The sequence below is a fragment of the Pseudoxanthomonas sp. USHLN014 genome (assembly GCF_037153335.1).
Lineage (GTDB): Bacteria > Pseudomonadota > Gammaproteobacteria > Xanthomonadales > Xanthomonadaceae > Pseudoxanthomonas_A > Pseudoxanthomonas_A winnipegensis.
In genome coordinates this window covers 1-16,735 of the sequence record NZ_JBBCKO010000004.1, presented here as the reverse complement: position 1 = coordinate 16,735, position 16,735 = coordinate 1, and the positions used below count along the sequence as shown (strand labels likewise).

14 protein-coding genes, 1 tRNA gene and 1 pseudogene are annotated in these 16,735 nt (G+C 69.1%); 14 read left to right on the top strand and 2 right to left on the bottom strand.

The annotated features are described in order from the left end of the window. Positions 1–21: 21 nt before the first annotated feature. The 9 genes from WFQ05_RS09260 to WFQ05_RS09220 all read left to right on the top strand — a co-directional run bounded on the left by WFQ05_RS09260 (position 22) and on the right by WFQ05_RS09220 (position 11,043). Positions 22–1,116 (top strand): acetylornithine deacetylase, encoded by a 1,095-nt coding sequence (locus WFQ05_RS09260; RefSeq protein WP_131659680.1) that lies wholly within the window; start codon positions 22–24, stop codon positions 1,114–1,116. Between the two features lie 99 nt (positions 1,117–1,215). After that, complete coding sequence (locus WFQ05_RS09255) at positions 1,216–2,481, top strand: acetylglutamate kinase (RefSeq protein WP_337053773.1); 1,266 nt, start codon at positions 1,216–1,218, stop codon at positions 2,479–2,481. A 5-nt stretch (positions 2,482–2,486) separates the two neighbouring features. Continuing rightward, positions 2,487–3,092: a GNAT family protein gene (locus WFQ05_RS09250; protein ID WP_337053772.1), complete on the top strand. Its 606-nt coding sequence runs from the start codon at positions 2,487–2,489 to the stop codon at positions 3,090–3,092. Further along, on the top strand, positions 3,089–4,042 hold the full coding sequence (argC, locus tag WFQ05_RS09245) for an N-acetyl-gamma-glutamyl-phosphate reductase (RefSeq protein ID WP_337053581.1): 954 nt from the start codon (positions 3,089–3,091) through the stop codon (positions 4,040–4,042). The genes WFQ05_RS09250 and argC overlap by 4 nt, the downstream gene beginning before the upstream one ends. A gap of 142 nt (positions 4,043–4,184) precedes the next feature. Then, positions 4,185–5,483 carry an argininosuccinate lyase gene (gene argH, locus WFQ05_RS09240; protein ID WP_337053580.1) on the top strand — a complete coding sequence of 433 codons (1,299 nt, stop codon included), beginning with the start codon at positions 4,185–4,187 and terminating at the stop codon, positions 5,481–5,483. 173 nt (positions 5,484–5,656) lie between these two features. Further along, entirely contained in the window at positions 5,657–5,914 is a 258-nt protein-coding gene (locus tag WFQ05_RS09235; RefSeq protein ID WP_131659676.1) for a YciI family protein, read from the top strand. Positions 5,915–6,115: 201 nt separating this feature from the next. Next, positions 6,116–7,273, top strand: coding sequence for a glutamate 5-kinase (gene proB, locus WFQ05_RS09230; protein ID WP_130532112.1), 1,158 nt, complete (start codon positions 6,116–6,118; stop codon positions 7,271–7,273). Between the two features lie 181 nt (positions 7,274–7,454). Further along, complete coding sequence (locus WFQ05_RS09225; protein WP_130522755.1) at positions 7,455–8,720, top strand: glutamate-5-semialdehyde dehydrogenase; 1,266 nt, start codon at positions 7,455–7,457, stop codon at positions 8,718–8,720. A gap of 406 nt (positions 8,721–9,126) precedes the next feature. Next, complete coding sequence (locus WFQ05_RS09220; protein ID WP_337053579.1) at positions 9,127–11,043, top strand: CocE/NonD family hydrolase; 1,917 nt, start codon at positions 9,127–9,129, stop codon at positions 11,041–11,043. Positions 11,044–11,111: 68 nt separating this feature from the next. Here WFQ05_RS09220 and WFQ05_RS09215 read toward each other — a convergent pair whose 3' ends face one another. Both WFQ05_RS09215 and WFQ05_RS09210 read right to left on the bottom strand, forming a co-directional pair. Continuing rightward, a complete protein-coding gene (locus WFQ05_RS09215) occupies positions 11,112–11,687 on the bottom strand; it encodes an energy transducer TonB (RefSeq protein WP_337053578.1) in 576 nt (191 codons plus the stop codon). 141 nt (positions 11,688–11,828) lie between these two features. Next, positions 11,829–12,494, bottom strand: a complete 666-nt coding sequence (locus WFQ05_RS09210; RefSeq protein ID WP_337053577.1) for an energy transducer TonB — start codon at positions 12,492–12,494, stop codon at positions 11,829–11,831. Positions 12,495–12,641: 147 nt separating this feature from the next. Here WFQ05_RS09210 and serS point away from each other — a divergent pair, with 147 nt between their 5' ends. The 5 genes and pseudogenes from serS to WFQ05_RS09185 all read left to right on the top strand — a co-directional run. Continuing rightward, positions 12,642–13,922, top strand: a complete 1,281-nt coding sequence (serS, locus tag WFQ05_RS09205) for a serine--tRNA ligase (RefSeq protein WP_130522751.1) — start codon at positions 12,642–12,644, stop codon at positions 13,920–13,922. 216 nt (positions 13,923–14,138) lie between these two features. Then, positions 14,139–14,378, top strand: coding sequence for a hypothetical protein (locus WFQ05_RS09200; protein ID WP_130522750.1), 240 nt, complete (start codon positions 14,139–14,141; stop codon positions 14,376–14,378). Between the two features lie 154 nt (positions 14,379–14,532). Further along, positions 14,533–15,519 carry a LysR substrate-binding domain-containing protein gene (locus tag WFQ05_RS09195; protein ID WP_130518750.1) on the top strand — a complete coding sequence of 329 codons (987 nt, stop codon included), beginning with the start codon at positions 14,533–14,535 and terminating at the stop codon, positions 15,517–15,519. 108 nt (positions 15,520–15,627) lie between these two features. Further along, positions 15,628–15,717, top strand: a tRNA-Ser gene (locus WFQ05_RS09190). 83 nt (positions 15,718–15,800) lie between these two features. Next, positions 15,801–15,932 (top strand): annotated as a pseudogene (locus WFQ05_RS09185) (DUF6538 domain-containing protein); the annotation flags it as partial. Between the last annotated feature and the right edge of the window lie 803 nt (positions 15,933–16,735).

Sequence of the window (16,735 nt, the reverse complement as noted above, 5' to 3'; positions counted from 1 at the left end):
CCATCACTTACTGCCCGCCCCATGACGACCCTGCTCGAAACCACGCTGACGCATCTGGAGAAGCTGGTGTCCTTCGACACCCGCAACCCGCCGCGTGCGCTGACCACCGGCGGCATCTTCGACTACCTGCGCCAGCAGCTGCCGGGCTTCAAGGTCGAGGTGATCGATCACGGCGCCGGCGCGATCAGCTTCTACGCCGTGCGCGGGACGCCGAAGTACCTGTTCAACGTGCATCTGGACACGGTGCCGGATTCGCCGCACTGGAGTGCCGATCCGCACGTGATGCGGCGCCAGTCCGATCGCGTGATCGGTCTGGGCGTGTGCGACATCAAGGGCGCGGCGGCCGCGCTGGTCGCCGCGGCCAATGCCGGCGACGGCGACGCGGCCTTCCTGTTCTCCTCCGACGAGGAGGCCAACGACCCGCGCTGCATCGCCGCGTTCCTGGCCCGCCAGCTGCCCTACGAGGCGGTGCTGGTGGCCGAGCCGACCATGGGCGAGGCGGTGCTGGCCCATCGCGGCATCAGCTCGGTGCTGATGAAGTTCAGCGGCCGCGCCGGCCATGCCTCGGGCAAGCAGGATCCCTCGGCCAGCGCGCTGCACCAGGCCATGCGCTGGGGCGGCAGGGCGCTGGACCATGTCGAGTCGCTGGCCCACGCTCGCTTCGGCGGGCTGACCGGCCTGCGCTTCAACATCGGCCGGGTCGAGGGCGGCATCAAGGCCAACATGATCGCGCCGAGCGCCGAGCTGCGCTTCGGCTTCCGGCCGCTGCCCTCGATGGACATCGACGACCTGCTGGCCACCTTCGCCGGCTTCGCCGAGCCGGCCGCGGCGCACTTCGAGGAAACCTTCCGCGGCCCGAGCCTGCCCTCCGGCGATATCGCCCGCGCGGAGGAACGTCGCCTGGCCGCACGCGATGTCGCCGACGAACTCGGCCTGCCGATCGGCAACGCGGTGGACTTCTGGACCGAGGCCTCGTTGTTCTCCGCCGGCGGCTACACCGCGCTGGTCTTCGGGCCGGGCGACATCGCCCAGGCGCACACCGCCGACGAGTTCGTGACGCTGGAGCAGCTCGAGCGCTACGTGCAATCCGTCGATCGCATCATCAACGGCCGCTAACGCCGCGTCTTCCCCCTCCTTTCCAGACTTGCGCACACCGTGAACATCCCCGTCGCCAACGCCCAGACCCGCCAGACCATCGTGCGCCTGCTCTCCAGCATGGCCAGCGCGAAGGAGATCAGCCAGTACCTCAAGCGCTTCTCGCAGCTGGACGCCAAGCGCTTCGCGGTGGTGAAGGTCGGCGGCGCCGTCCTGCGCGACGAGCTGGACGACCTGACCTCCTCGCTGACCTTCCTGCAGGAGGTCGGCCTGACCCCGATCGTGCTGCACGGCGCCGGCCCGCAGCTGGACGCCGAGCTGGCCGCCGCCGGCATCGAGAAGCACACCATCAACGGCCTGCGCGTGACCTCGCCGCAAGGCCTGGCGATCGTGCGCCGCGTGTTCCAGTCCTCCAACCTCAAGCTGGTCGAGGCGCTGCAGGCCGCCGGCGCGCGGGCGACCTCCATCACCGGCGGCGTGTTCGAGGCCGATTACCTGGATCAGGCCACCTACGGGCTGGTGGGTGAGGTCAAGGCGGTGAACCTGGCGCCCATCGAGGCCAGCCTGCAGGCCGGCTCGATCCCGGTGATCACCAGCCTGGGCGAGACCCCGTCGGGCCAGATCCTCAACATCAACGCCGACTTCGCCGCCAACGAGCTGGTGCGCGAACTGCAGCCTTACAAAATCATCTTCCTCACCGGCACCGGCGGGCTGCTGGACGAGCAGGGCAAGGTGATCGATTCGATCAACCTGTCCACCGAGTACGACCACCTGATCCAGCAGCCGTGGATCCATGGCGGCATGAAGGTCAAGATCGAGCAGATCAAGGACCTGTTGGACAAGCTGCCGCTGGAGTCCTCGGTGTCGATCACCCGGCCGGCGGACCTGGCCAAGGAGCTGTTCACCCACAAGGGGTCGGGCACCCTGGTGCGCCGCGGCGAGCGTGTGCTCAAGGCCACCGGCTGGGACGAACTGGACCTGCCGCGGCTGACCGCGCTGATCGAGTCCAGCTTCGGCCGCAAGCTGGTGCCCGACTACTACCGGAACACGCCGCTGCTGCGCGCCTACGTCAGCGAGAACTACCGCACCGCCATCCTGCTCACCGAAGGCGAGGGCATGGTCTACCTGGACAAGTTCGCCGTGTCCGACGATGCGCAGGGCGAGGGCCTGGGCCGTGCGGTGTGGAACGTGATGCGCGAGGAGACCCCGCAGCTGTTCTGGCGCTCGCGCCACAACAACCAGGTCAACATCTTCTACTACGCCGAGTCCGACGGCTGCTTCAAGCAGCAGAAGTGGAAGGTGTTCTGGTACGGCATGGACGACTTCGCCCAGATCCAGCGCTGCGTGGCCCACTGCGCCACGCGCCGGCCGACACTGGAGGGCTGACGATGATGCAGACCGCAGCCAACCCCTGGCGGACCGTGCCGACCCTGCGCGGCGAACACGTCGTGCTGGAGCCGCTGTCGGGCGCGCATGCCGAGGGCCTGCGCGCGATCGTGGCCGATGGCGTGCTGCCGGCGCTGTGGTACACCGGCGTGCCCAAGGTCGAGGCGGTGGACGGCTATATCGCCGACGCGCTGGAACAGCAGGCGCGCGGGGCGATGCTGTGCTTCGCCGTGCTGGACGCCCAGGGCAAGGTCGCCGGCAGCACGCGCTTCTACGATCTGGAGCCGGGCGTGCCGCGGCTGAGCATCGGCTACACCTGGTATGCGCCGCGCGTGCAGCGCACCGGCCTGAACACGCAGGCCAAGCAGCTGCTGCTGGGGCATGCGTTCGAGGCGCTGGGCTGTGCCTCGGTGGTGTTCGAGACCAGCTGGTTCAACCATGCCTCGCGCGCGGCCATCGCGCGGCTGGGCGCGCGCCAGGACGGCGTGCTGCGCAACCACAGGCGCCACGCCGACGGCACCCTGCGCGATACGGTGATCTTCTCCATCCTCGACCGCGAATGGCCCGCGGTCAGGGCTCATCTGCAGTTCCAGCTGGACAAACACGCATGACTTCCCCTTTTTTCACCGTCGGCATCGTCGGCGCCCGCGGCCACACCGGCACCGAGCTGATCAAGCTGATCGCCGCCCATCCGCAGCTGCGCCTGGTCTTCGTGTCCTCGCGCGAGCTGGACGGCCAGCCGGTGCGCGAGCACAACGCCGCCTACGCCGGCGAGCTGCGCTTCGAGAACCTGGACGCCGACGCGGTTGCCGCCAAGGGCGCCGACGCGGTGATCCTGGCGCTGCCCAACGGCAAGGCGCAGGCCTATGCCGCTGCGGTCGCCGCGGTGCGCCCCGAGACGGTGCTGGTCGACCTGTCGGCCGACTACCGCTTCGAGCCGAGCTGGTACTACGGCCTGCCCGAGCTGACCCGCGGCGCCTACGCCGGGCAGAAGCACATCAGCAATCCGGGCTGCTACGCCACAGCGATGCAGCTGGCGATCGCGCCGCTGCTGGACCAGCTGGCCGGCCCGCCGCAGTGCTTCGGCGTGTCCGGCTATTCCGGCGCCGGCACCACGCCGTCGGACAAGAACAACCCGGCGCTGCTGGCCGACAACCTGATGCCGTACTCGCTGACCGACCACATGCACGAGCGCGAGGTGTCCGCGCATCTGGGCGTGCCGGTGGAGTTCATGCCGCATGTGGCGCCGCACTTCCGCGGCATCACCATGACGGTCAACCTGTGGCTGCAGCAGCCGATGACACGCGAGGCGATCAAGGCCCGCTACCAGGCGCGCTACGCCGGCGAACCGCTGATCGAAGTGGTCGACGACGCGCCCTGGGTCAGCCGCATCGCGGGCCGGCATGGCGTGCAGATCGGCGGCTTCACCCTGGCGCCGGGCGGCAAGCGCGTGGTGGTGGTGTCCACCCTGGACAACCTGCTCAAGGGCGCGGCCACCCAGGCGATGCAGAACCTCAACCTGGCGCTCGGCCTGCCCGAACTCACCGCGGTCCCGCACTGAGACCGCATTGTTTGTAGAGCGGAGCTTGCTCCGCTGCTTATCCCGGTGAAGCCCCAGCGGAGCGAGCTCCGCTCTACAAGGGGCCAAGCGCTAAAACCCAATCAAGGTCGGTTTGACCGCCGCCTTCGCAGGAGCAAGACCGATGACAGACCTGTTGTGGCAGAAACCCGGCGTTGCCGTCGATGCCAAGATCCAGACCTTCCTGGCCGGCGACGACGTCATCCTGGACCGCGAATTCTTTCTTCACGACATCGCCGCCAGCACCGCGCATGCCGAGGGCCTGCAGCACATCGGCATCCTGTCCGAAGACGAGCTGGCCGGCCTGAGGCGCGAGCTGGCGGTCCTGGCCGAGGACTTCCGCAGTGGCGCCTTCGTGCTGGATGCGCAGTACGAGGACGGGCACTCGGCCATCGAGGCGCGCCTGACCGAGCGCCTGGGCGACGCCGGCCGCCGCATCCACACCGGCCGCAGCCGCAACGACCAGATCCTGGTCGCCACGCGCCTGTGGCTGAAGGACAGGCTCGGCGCGCTGGCGCAGCTGAGCCGGCAGATCGCCGGCGTCGCCCTGGAGCGCGCGCAGGCCGAGCAGGGCCTGCCGATCCCCGGCTACACCCACATCCAGCGCGCCGTGGTGTCCTCGGCCGGCATGTGGTGGGCGGGCTGGGCCGAGGCCTTCATCGACGATGCGGTGCGCGCGGCCGATACGCTGAAGCTGATCGACGCCAACCCGCTGGGCACCGCCGCCGGCTATGGCGTCAACCTGCCGCTGGATCGCGCGCACACCACTGCCGCGCTGGGCTTCGCCCGCCTGCAGGTCTCGCCGATCTACGCGCAGCTCTCGCGCGGCAAGTTCGAACTGGCCGCGCTGGAGGCCCTCGGCAGCGCCACGCTGGACCTGCGCCGCATCGCCTGGGACCTGTCGCTGTTCACCAGCGGCGAGTTCGGCTTCGTCGCGCTGCCGGCGCAGTACACCACCGGCAGCTCGATCATGCCCAACAAGCGCAATCCGGACGTGATCGAGCTGATGCGCGCCACCCACGCCAGCGTCGCCGCGGCCCGCACCGAGATCGAGCAGCTGCTGTCGCTGCCGTCGGGCTACCACCGCGACCTGCAGGCCTCCAAGGGCGCGATCTTCCACGGCTTCGGCCGCGGCCTGGCCGCGCTGGAGCTGCTGCCGGCGCTGCTGGCCAATCTGGAATGGCGCGAGGACCGCATCCGCGCCGCGATCGATTCGGGTATGTACGCCACCGACGTGGCGGTGGAAGCCGCCGTGGCCGGCGTGCCGTTCCGCGAGGCCTACAAGGCCGCCGCGGCCAGCGCCGACACGGCCGGGCAGGGCCGCACGCCCGAAGGCAGCCTGGCCGCGCGCGTCTCGCCCGGCGCGGCGGCGGACCTGCAGCTGGAGGTGCTGCGCCAGCGCTGGGAGGCGTTGCGCGTTTGAAGGGCCGCTGCCTTTCCTGAAGAGGAGGGCGGCGTCAGTGCTCGCGATACGATCCGGCGATTGGATCGCGTTCCGATCACGAAAAGCATCATCCCCGCGCAGGTGGGGATCCAGTGGCTTGCGCAGCGCACCCATCGCGCTTGGCCACGCAACGACAAGCAGGAGATGCATCGATGAAGCTGTATCTGGTGATGGCCATCCGCAAGGCCGACTTTCCCGCCGACGTGGTCGGCCCGCACAAGGACTGGCTGATCAATCTGAAGGTCGAAGGCCAGCTGCACATGGCCGGTGGCTTCAGCGACGGCAGCGGCGGCGCCTACATCCTGAAGAACCTCGACAGCCTGGAGCAGGCCAGGGCCCTGGTCGCGACCGATCCGCTGGCGCTGCGCAACGCGTCCGAGCTGACCGTGTACGAGTGGAATACGCCCTAGCGCTTCGTATTGATCCTGGGATGCGAGCAGCCACCAAAATCCGTCATTCCCGCGAAAGCGGGAATCCAAGAACGTTGGTCCCCGCTCGCCAAGCCCCTGGATTCCCGCCTCCGCGGGAATGACGATAGGGCGGGTGCCGCCTACTTCGCACTCATCGCACGATCCAACACGCGCTCCAGCCCCTTCCATCCCCGAACCCCCATGAACGACGCCGCCACGACCACCGCCACCGCGTTCACCGAGCAGCTGCTGCCGCCGTGGCGTCGCGCGGTGCTCAAGGTGGGCAGCAGCCTGCTGGCCGCCGACGGGGGTGGCCTGTCGCCGAAGTTCGCGCTGGGGCTGGCGCAGTTCGTCTCGGCCAACGTGCTGGCCGGGCGCGAGGTCGTGATCGTGTCCTCCGGCGCGGTCGCCGCCGGGCGCGCGATCGTGCCGAAGGCGGCCGAGGCCGGGGCCGGCATCGCCGCGCGCCAGGCGCTGGCCGCGCTGGGACAGGCGCAGCTGATCGGGCTGTGGCAGCGCTTCTTCGAGCGGCCGGTGGCGCAGGTGCTGCTGACCCATGACGACCTGCGCAACCGCCGCCGCTACCTCAATGCCCGCGCCACGCTGCTGGAGCTGCTGGCGCTGGGCACGTTGCCGGTGGTGAACGAGAACGACACCGTCTCCATCGACGAGCTCAAGCTCGGCGACAACGACAACCTGGCCGCGGTGGTGGCCGCGCTGGTCGATGCCGACGCCTTGTTCATCGCCACCGACATCGACGGCCTGTACACCGCCGACCCGCGCAGCAACCCGGCCGCGCGCCCGCTGGACGAAGTCACGGCGCTGACGCCGGAGGTGTTCGCCATGGCCGGCGGCAGCGGCAGCAGCGTCGGCACCGGCGGCATGCGCACCAAGCTGGAAGCGGCGGCCAAGGCCGGCGCGGCGGGCGTTGAGACTTACCTGTTCAACGGCCGCAGCGCCGAGGTCGTGCGCGGGCTGGCCCAGGACCGCCTGCGCGGCACGCGCCTGCATGCGGCGCAGACGCGCATCGCGGCGCGCAAGGGCTGGCTGCGGCACGCCCCGGTCGAACCCGGCGCGATCCTGGTCGATGCCGGCGCGGCCGGCGCCCTGGTCGAACGCGGCGCCTCGCTGCTGCCCGGCGGCGTGATCGGCGCCGAGGGCGACTTCCGCCGCGGCGACATGGTCGAGGTGCAGCTGCGCGGCGAGGACGGCCAGCGCCGGCTGGCGCGCGGCATCGCCCAGTATTCGGCCGCCGACATCCGCCGCATCGCCCGCCGGCACTCGCGCGACATCGAGGCCGTGCTGGGGTATAGCTATGGCGAGAACGTGATCCACCGCGACGACCTGGTGCTGCTGTGACCCCTGTTTGTTGTCTCTTCCGCTCGCATCGTGGCCTCCCTGTAGAGCGGAGCTTGCTCCGCTGGGGCATTCCCCACGAACCGAACGAAGCGCAGCGGAGCAAGCTCCGCTCTACAGGGGGAGGCGCCCGTCCAATGGTGGCCTCCACCAGAACCCTCTTCATTCGAGTTGAGTCCCTGCCATGACCGACGACATCAAGACCCAGGCGCTGGCCTGCCGCGACGCCGCCCAGGTGCTGGCGCAGCTGTCCAGCGCGGACAAGGCCGCGCTGCTGGAGGCCATGGCCCAGGGCCTGCTGGACCACGCGCCGGAGATCCTGGAGGCCAACGCCAAGGACCTGGACGCGGCGCGCGCCAAGGGCGTCGGCAGCGCCATGCTCGACCGCCTCACGCTCAACCCCGAGCGCATCGCCGGCATCGCCGCCGCGGTGCGCGAGGTGGCCGCGCTGCCCGATCCGGTCGGCCAGGTCACCCGCACCGATACGCGCCCCAACGGCATCCGCGTCAGCAAGGTGCGCGTGCCGCTGGGCGTGATCGCGATGATCTACGAGGCCCGCCCCAACGTCACCGCCGACGCGGCCGCGCTGTGCATCAAGGCCGGCAACGGCGTGATCCTGCGCGGCGGCTCGGAGGCCATCCACTCCAACACCGCCATCGCCACCGTGCTGCAGGCCGCGCTGGAGGCCGCGCACGTGCCGGCCGCCGCGCTGACCCTGGTCACCGACCTGCGCCGCGAGACCATGCTGGCGCTGCTGCAGCTGAGCGACATCGTCGACCTGGCCATCCCGCGCGGCGGCGAGGGCCTGATCCGCTTCGTCGCCGAGCACGCGCGCGTGCCGGTGATCAAGCACTACAAGGGCGTGTGCCATCTGTTCGTGGACGACAGCGCGGACCTGGACCTGGCGCTGAAGCTGCTGGTGGACGGCAAGGTCTCGCGCCCCAGCGCCTGCAATGCGCTGGAGACCCTGCTGGTCCACCGCGACATCGCCGACGCCTTCCTGCCCGCCGCGGCCAAGGCGCTGCTCGCGCGCGGGGTGGAGCTGCGCGGCGACGAGGCCACGCGCATCCTGGTCGCCGAGGCCAAGCCGGCCTCGGACGAGGACTACGCCGCCGAATTCCTCGACCTGGTGCTGGCCGTGCGCGTGGTCGACGGGCTGGAGCCGGCCATCGCCCATATCCGCCACTACGGCTCGGACCACACCGAGGTCATCGCCACCGGCGATGAGGCGCATGCGACCGCCTTCGTGGCGGCGCTGCGCGCGGCGGTGGTGATGGTCAACGCGTCCTCGCGCTTCTCCGATGGCGGCGAGCTGGGCCTGGGCGCCGAGATCGGCATCTCGACTACGCGCCTGCATTCCTACGGCCCGATGGGGCTGGAAGCGCTGACGGTGGAGCGCTTCGTGGTGCAGGGCGAAGGGCAGACGCGGGTCCCGATCGCGATCGACTGAAGTCGTCAGGCATCCGCACACGACCGCTCCGACGCGGTGGCCATCAGCACCCAGGCCGGCAGCTGAGTGGGGAATTGGTGGGAGCAACTGTCTCTCGGATCGCGTCGCAGCCTCCTTGTAGAGCGGAGCTTGCTCCGCTGCGTTTCGGCCGGATCATGGGAGAGCCCCAGCGGAGCAAGCTCCGCTCTACAGGTGGGAGACGCCCATGCGGCCTTCAAAGCAGGCAAGTACGCTAGCCATCGACGCGACGCGGTGCCTCACCGAGGTCGGGCAAGCGCTGAGGCGCGGCAGAAGCTCAAGCGGGAGGTCAGGTGCAGAGCGTGTGCTCTATGCCATCAGTCACGGTGCCTTGTGGGTCGGCGCGCCCATAGACTGTCCGTTCAGTCACCCCGCCTGGAGCCCCACGATGCGCATCGCCGCGTTGCGTCCGACCCTGCTGTCCCTGCTCATGGCCGCCGCGCTGCCCGCGCTGGCCCAGACCTCGCCCATGACGCCGGACATCACCGGCAAGCCCTTCGTCGCACCGGACGCGGCCAACGACTACATCAAGCGCGTCGTGGAAATCCCCATGCGCGACGGGGTCAAGCTGCACACCGTCATCGTCATCCCGAAGGGCGCGCACAACGCGCCGATGCTGCTGACGCGCACGCCGTACAACGCCGATGGCCGCACCTCGCGCCTGGACTCGCCGCATATGCGCGATCTGCTGGGGCAGGGCGATGAGGTGTTCGTCGATGCCGGCTACATCCGCGTGATCCAGGACGTGCGCGGCAAGTACGGCTCGGAAGGCGACTACGTGATGACCCGGCCGCTGCGCGGCCCGCTCAATGACACCGCCGTGGATCACGCCACCGACGCCTGGGACACCATCGACTGGCTGGTCAAGAACGTGCACGAGTCCAACGGCAAGGTCGGCATGCTCGGCTCGTCCTACGAGGGCTTCACCGTGGTCATGGCGCTGACCAACCCGCATCCGGCGCTGAAGGTGGCCAACCCGATGAGCCCGATGGTCGATGGCTGGATGGGCGACGACTGGTTCAGCTATGGCGCGTTCCGCCAGGTCAACTTCGACTACTTCACCGGCCAGCTGAGCAAGCGCGGCAAGGGCAGCGCGATCGCGCGCGAGGGCTTCGACGACTACAGCAACTTCCTGCGCGCCGGCTCGGCCGGCGACTACGCCAAGGCCGCCGGCCTGGACCAGCTGCCGTGGTGGCACAAGCTGACCGAGCACCCGGCCTACGACGCCTTCTGGCAGGAACAGGCGCTGGACAAGGTCATGGCCAAGACCCCGATCAAGGTGCCGACCATGTGGCTGCAGGGCCTGTGGGACCAGGAGGACATGTGGGGCGCCAACCACAGCTACGAGGCGATGGAGGCGCGCGACACCGGCAACGACAAGAACTACCTGGTGATGGGCCCGTGGCGCCACAGCCAGGTCAACTACGACGGCAGCAGCCTGGGCGCGCTGCAGTGGGATGGCGACACCGCGCTGCAGTTCCGCCGCGACGTGCTGCTGCCGTTCTTCAACCAGTACCTCAAGGACGGCGCGCCCAAGTCCGACACCCCGCCGGTGCTGATCTACGACACCGGCGCCAACCACTGGGACCGCTACAAGGCCTGGCCGCAGGTGTGCGACCAGGGCTGCAAGGCCAAGCCCAAGGCGCTGTATCTGCTGGCCGGCGGCAAGCTGGGCTTCCAGGCGCCGGCCGCGGACGGCGCGCAGTACGACGAGTACGTGTCCGACCCGGCCAAGCCGGTGCCGTTCGTGCCGCGCCCGGTGGACTTCTCCGATCGCCAGATGTGGACCACCTGGCTGGTGCAGGACCAGCGCTTCGTCGACGGTCGGCCGGACGTGCTGACCTATGTCTCCGAACCGCTGACCGAGCCGCTGACCATCGCCGGCCGCCCGCAGGTCAACCTTCAGGCCTCCACCAGCGGCAGCGACAGCGACTGGGTGGTCAAGCTGATCGACGTGCAGCCCGATGAGGTGGCCTCCAATCCGAAGATGGGCGGCTACGAACTGCCGGTGGGCCTGACCATCTTCCGCGGCCGCTATCGCGAGAGCTTCGAGCATCCCAAGGCGATCACGCCCAACCAGGCGCTGGCCTACGACTTCGACCTGCCCAACGCCAACCACACCTTCGGCAAGGGCCACCGGATCATGGTGCAGGTGCAGTCCACGCTGTTCCCGCTGTACGACCGCAACCCGCAGACGTACGTGGACAACATCTTCTTCGCCAAGCCGGGCGACTACCAGAAGGCCACCCAGCGCGTGTGGCACACGCCGCAGCAGCCCAGCTTCATCAGCCTGCCGGTGAAGTAGGGCGTACGAAAAACCCGCAGGCGGCGAGCGCCTGCGGGTCCGGGTTGAAGCGCTGATGCAGGCTTGCCTTACTGCGGCGAGAACTCCACCGGCACGCGCACCAGCTGGGCCACGGCCTTGCCGTCGCGCATGGCCGGACTGAAGCGCCAGTCGCTGGCGGCCTTCAGCGCGGCGCGGTCCAGGTCGCGGTTACCGCTGCGCTGGGCGATGGTGATCTGCGAGGGCTCGCCACGCGCGTCCACCTGCACGTTGAGCAGCACCGTACCGCCCTCACCGGCGCGCAGCGCCGACGGCGGATACTTCGGCTGCGCATTGCTGGCCAGCAGGGCCGGGGCGCGATCCGGCGCGATCTTCCTGGCCGGCGCGGTGCGAGCGGGCTCGCTGCGCTTGGCGACCACTGGCTGATTCGGACGATCGGCCGCCGCGGAGTCGGCGGTCGGCTGCGTGGCAGGCACCGTGCCGTCGGTCGGCGCGGCCATCTCGGCGCGGCGATCGCCGCTCAGCCACCATGCGCCCGCGGCCAGCACGACCAGCAGCAGCAACCACAGCAGCGGGCGCGCCCCAGGGCGCTGCCCATCCGGCCGCGCGTCGGCGTGTGCGTCGCGCTGGGCCTGGGCATTGAATTCGGTCTGGGTCTGCGACATGTCAGGACTCCTTGCTAGGCGCCGTTGGCGGCGCGTAGGGGAGTGTCTGCAGCCATTCGTTGCTCACACGTGAGAGGCCGGTAAAGGCCGGCCATGCTGCACCTGCACGATTCAGCGATGCGAAACGCGTGTCGTGGGCGCTCAGCGCTCCAGGTTGAACTCCACCGGAATGTCCACCGCGCCCGCCACTGGCTGACCATCGTCGATGGCCGGCTGGAACTTCCACTTGCGCACCGCCTCCATCGCCGCGCGGTCCAGATCGCGCGAGCCGCTGCGCCGGATCAGCGCCACGCCGCCGGGATTGCCCTGCGCATCGACCTGGATGCGCACCATCACCGTGCCGGTCTCGCCCTTGCGCAGCGCGGACGGCGGATAGGTGGGCGGCGGGCTCTGGTCATCGATCGGCAGGGGTGTGGCGCGGTTCTGCGGCGGCGCGGCGACGGCCGGCGCGGAGGCGACGGGCGGGGCGGTCTCGCCGCTGGAAGGGGCGGGGGCGTTCTCCACGACCGGCGCCGGGAACGCGCTGGCGCCGCTGGTGCCCGCGTCGGCCTGCGCCTGCGCGTCGGCCGAGGGCGCCTGCATGCCGCTGGCGCCCTGGTTGGCGGCCGCCGGCTCGGGCAGCGGCGCGGTGGCCGCTTCGGTGCCGCTCTGGTCGGCCGGCTGGACCGAATAGAAGCTCGCATCGCCCCGGTTGGACAGCCACACGATACCGAACAGCAGCAGCCCGGCCACGAACGCCCCCAGGGCGATCCACAGCGCCTTGTGCGGCAGGCGGAAGGTGAAGGCACGATCGCGGGAGGTGGACATGGTGCGGGCAGGGCGTGAGGAGCAGGCCGCGATTCTTGCACAGGCCGGCCGCCCGCTCCCGACTGCACGCTGGCTGGCGGCGGGCGTGGCGCTGTGGAAAAGGCGATAATCCACGCCTTTCCCGCTCACCGCCGTACGACCGCCACGATGCTCGATCCCGCACTGCTCCGCACCCAGCCCGCCGAACTCGCCCAACGCCTGCGCCTCACGCGCGGCTTCGAGCTGGACGTGTCCGCGCTGGAATCCCTGGAGGCGCGCCGCAAGCAGCTGCAGGTGCGCACGCAGGAGCTGCAGAACCTGCGCAACACCCGCTCCAAGGCGATCGGCCAGGCCAAGGCCAAGGGCGAGGACGTCGCCCCGCTGATGGCCGAGGTCGCCGGCTTCGGCGAAGAGCTCAAGGCCTCCGAGGTCGAACTGGACCAGCTGCGCGCGCAGATCGAGGCCATCGCCCTGGGCATTCCCAACCTGCCGCAGGCCAGCGTGCCGCCGGGCAGCGACGAGTCGGGCAATGTCGAGCAGCATCGCTGGGGCACGCCGCGCGCGTTCGACTTCGCGGTCAAGGACCATGTGGAACTGGGCGCGCGCAACGGCTGGCTCGACGGCGACACCGCGGCCAAGCTCTCCGGCGCGCGCTTCACCGTGCTGCGCGGGCCGATCGCGCGCCTGCACCGGGCGCTGGCGCAGTTCATGCTGGACCTGCACACCGGCGCGCATGGCTACCAGGAGACCAATGTCCCGGTGATCGTCAATGCCGAGAGCCTGATCGGCACCGGCCAGCTGCCCAAGTTCGAGGAAGACATGTTCGCCACCCAGCTGGGCGAGCACCGTCGCTACCTGATCTCCACTGCCGAGATCTCGCTGACCAACATCGTGCGCGACAGCATCGTCGAGGACGCCGCGCTGCCGATGCGCATGACCGCCCACTCGCTGTGCTTCCGCTCCGAGGCCGGCAGCGGCGGGCGCGACGTGCGCGGCATGATCCGCCAGCACCAGTTCGAGAAGGTCGAGCTGGTCGCCATCGCGCGCCCGCAGGACAGCGACGAGGAACACGAGCGCATGACCCGCTGCGCCGAGGTGGTGCTGGAGAGCCTGGGCCTGCCGTACCGGCGCATGCTGCTGTGCTCGGGCGACATGGGCTTCTCGGCGTCCAAGACCTACGACCTGGAAGTCTGGCTGCCCTCGCAGGACACCTACCGCGAGATCTCCTCGGTCTCCAACTGCGAGGCCTTCCAGGCGCGCCGCATGCAGGCGCGCTGGCGCAACCCGGCCACCGGCAAGCCGGAGAGCGTGCACACGCTCAACGGCTCGGGCGTGGCCATCGGCCGCTGCCTGATCGCGGTGATGGAGAACTACCAGAACGCCGACGGCAGCATCGACGTGCCGCAGGCCCTGCGCCCGTACATGGGCGGCCTGGAACGCATCGCCTGAGCCCCCAGCGGCGGCCATGTCCGCGTGCGCGCCGCCATGTGCGGCCGCGCGCCAAGCTGTGTCAGCGCCGCCACGTGTGAACCCCCGGCAAGCGCCCGCCGCGCGCGGGCTTGCCTGACATTTCCGACAGGATTATCAAGCGCGGGCGTCCTCGGCCGCGCTCGATCCGAGCGCCTCGCCGCCGGCGCATTCGTCCTCAATCGGAAGGTCATTGTCATGAACACCAAGCAGCTGCTGCAGATCGCGACCCTCGGCGCCGCCCTGGCGCTGGGCACCACCGCCTTCGCCAAGACCCACACCGGCACCGCGCAGACCCATCACTGCAAGCTGGCCGACGGCAGCACCGACACCAGCAAGACCCACAAGCAATGCACCGCGGCCAAGGGCACCTGGGCCAAGGACGCCGCCGCGCCCGCCGCCACGCCCGCGCCCGCGTCCACCAGCACCAGCAACTGACGCCAGCCGAAGGCCACGCGTCGCGCTTGGCGGGCGCGTGGCCCTGGGGCAGGGGCCGATTGGCCCACCAACGGGGTGAAGAATCCCACCCCATTTGGTCCGTTTTCGTTGCATGGGCAAACATGCGGGTGTTAAATACCCTGAATCGTTCCAGATTCGGGATGGCGCCATGCAGGACCTCAACGACCTCTACTACTTCGCCATGGTCGTCGACCACGGCGGTTTCGCCGCCGCCGAGCGCGCGCTCGGCATCCCCAAGTCGCGTCTGAGCCGGCGCATCAGCCAGCTGGAGACCGACATGGGCGTGCGCCTGCTGCAGCGCTCCACGCGCCGCTTCGCGGTCACCGACGTGGGTATGAGCGTGCACCGCCACGCCCAGACCATGCTGGCCGAGGCCCAGGCCGCCCGCGAGGTGGTCGACCGCCTGTCGGCCGAGCCGCGCGGCGTGGTGCGCGTCAGCGTGCCGGTGGCGGTGGCGCAGATGCAGCTGCCCAAGATCCTGCCGGCCTTCCTGGACAAGTACCCCAAGGTGCGCCTGCAGCTGCACGTCAACAACCGCCGCGTGGACATCATCAACGAGGGCTATGACGTGGCCTTGCGCGTGCGCGCCAAGCTCGACGACGACGGCAGCCTGGTGATGCGCAGCTTCGGCCAGATCCAGGAACTGCTGGTGGCCAGCCCCAAGTACCTGCAGCGCGCCGGCCGCCCGCAGGCGCCGGAAGACCTGGCCCAGCACGTGACCATGTCGATGAGCGAGGACGAGGCGCGCCAGCGCTGGGAACTGCACGGCCCCAACGGCGAGGTGCGCAAGATCGAGCTGCAGCCGCGCCTGGCCGGCTTCGACTTCCCGCTGCTCAAGGCGCTGGCCAAGGACGGCTACGGCATCACCATGCTGCCCGAGACCGTCTGCGCCGACGCGGTGCGCAGCGGCGAGCTGGAAGTGGTGCTCCCGGAATGGTCGCTGCCGCAGGGCATCTGCCACGCCGTGTTCGCCTCGCGCCGTGGCCTGCTGCCGGCCGTGCGCGTGTTCATCGACTACCTGGCCGAACACCTGCCGCAGCAGATCGAGGAATCGCGCCTGGACTGCGGCGGCAAGTGCACCGAGCGCCTGGTCGAACTGGGTCTGCGCAAGGCCTCCTGACCCGCACGCCGCGCGCGGCTACACCTGCGCCCGCGCCCCATGCGAGAATGCGACGCCCGGCCACCGCGCCGGGCGTTCTGCTGTCGGGCCAGGCCCCGGCACGCATCCGGAGAGATGGCCGAGCGGTTTAAGGCACCGGTCTTGAAAACCGGCGAAGGGTCAAACCTTCCGTGGGTTCGAATCCCACTCTCTCCGCCAATCCTTAGTAAGTATTTGTTTTTAAACGACATTTTTTAGGGTCTTGAAGGGCGGCTTGGGGCACAAATCGGGGCACAACTCCGATGCGATTACCAAGCTATCTCACTCGCTCTTCCACTGGTCGTTACCAGTTTCGCATGCGCGTTCCGACGGACATGCGCGGCATCGTCGGCAAACCTTTCGTCAAGCATCCGTTGGGCATCCACCTGCATAGCGCAAGAGTGGCTGCCTTGGCCATCGCGCAGCGTTATGCTCAAGCATTCGATGCCATCAGGGATGGGTGCATGACCAAGAAGGGACTCACGGTTGAGGATGTTCTCCGCAGCGTCGCGGAGAACGGCTCCAGGCGTTATGAAATTGACTTGCCGGGCTTCCGTCTTCGGACCACGGATGCGGCCGACCATGCTCGAGCAATGGAGGCGCTGGAAGAAATCGGCAAGTTCCACTTCCGTGATGCGGGTGCAGTTCCGGCGGCGGCTGGGCCAAACCCGTTGGAATCAGCGGCTGCGCAGCCCCTGCCAGCTGAGACGATCAGCCTCATCGATGCGAAGCGAATCTGGCAGGACAAAGTCGCCGCCGAGGACATCGAGGTCAAAACGGTCGGCATCAAACTGCTTCCCGTGACAGAGCTGATCGAGTTCTTGGGCGCCGAGCGCGAGCTGCATACCATCACGCGGCCTGAGATGGCCCGCTTCTACGACCATTTGGCCAAGCGCGGGTTAACGCGTTCTACGCTCAACAATCGCCAGAGCTACCTCGCAGGAAAGAGAGGATTTTTCACTTGGGCAATGGCTTCAGGCTATGTGCTCAAGGGAGACAACGTCGCCGCAGGTCACGTCAGCGTTTCGATGGCCGAGAAGCGCAAGCGTAGAAAATTTGGCTTCCAGGCCTTTACCTTGGACCAGGTCCAGGGTTCTACCCCGAAATCACGGACGGTTGTAAAAGGGCTGAGAACTTCTGGTCTTGCCTGGCGACCCTTCGTCGCATCCTCGGGTTGTGGAACCGCTCGATGTATTCG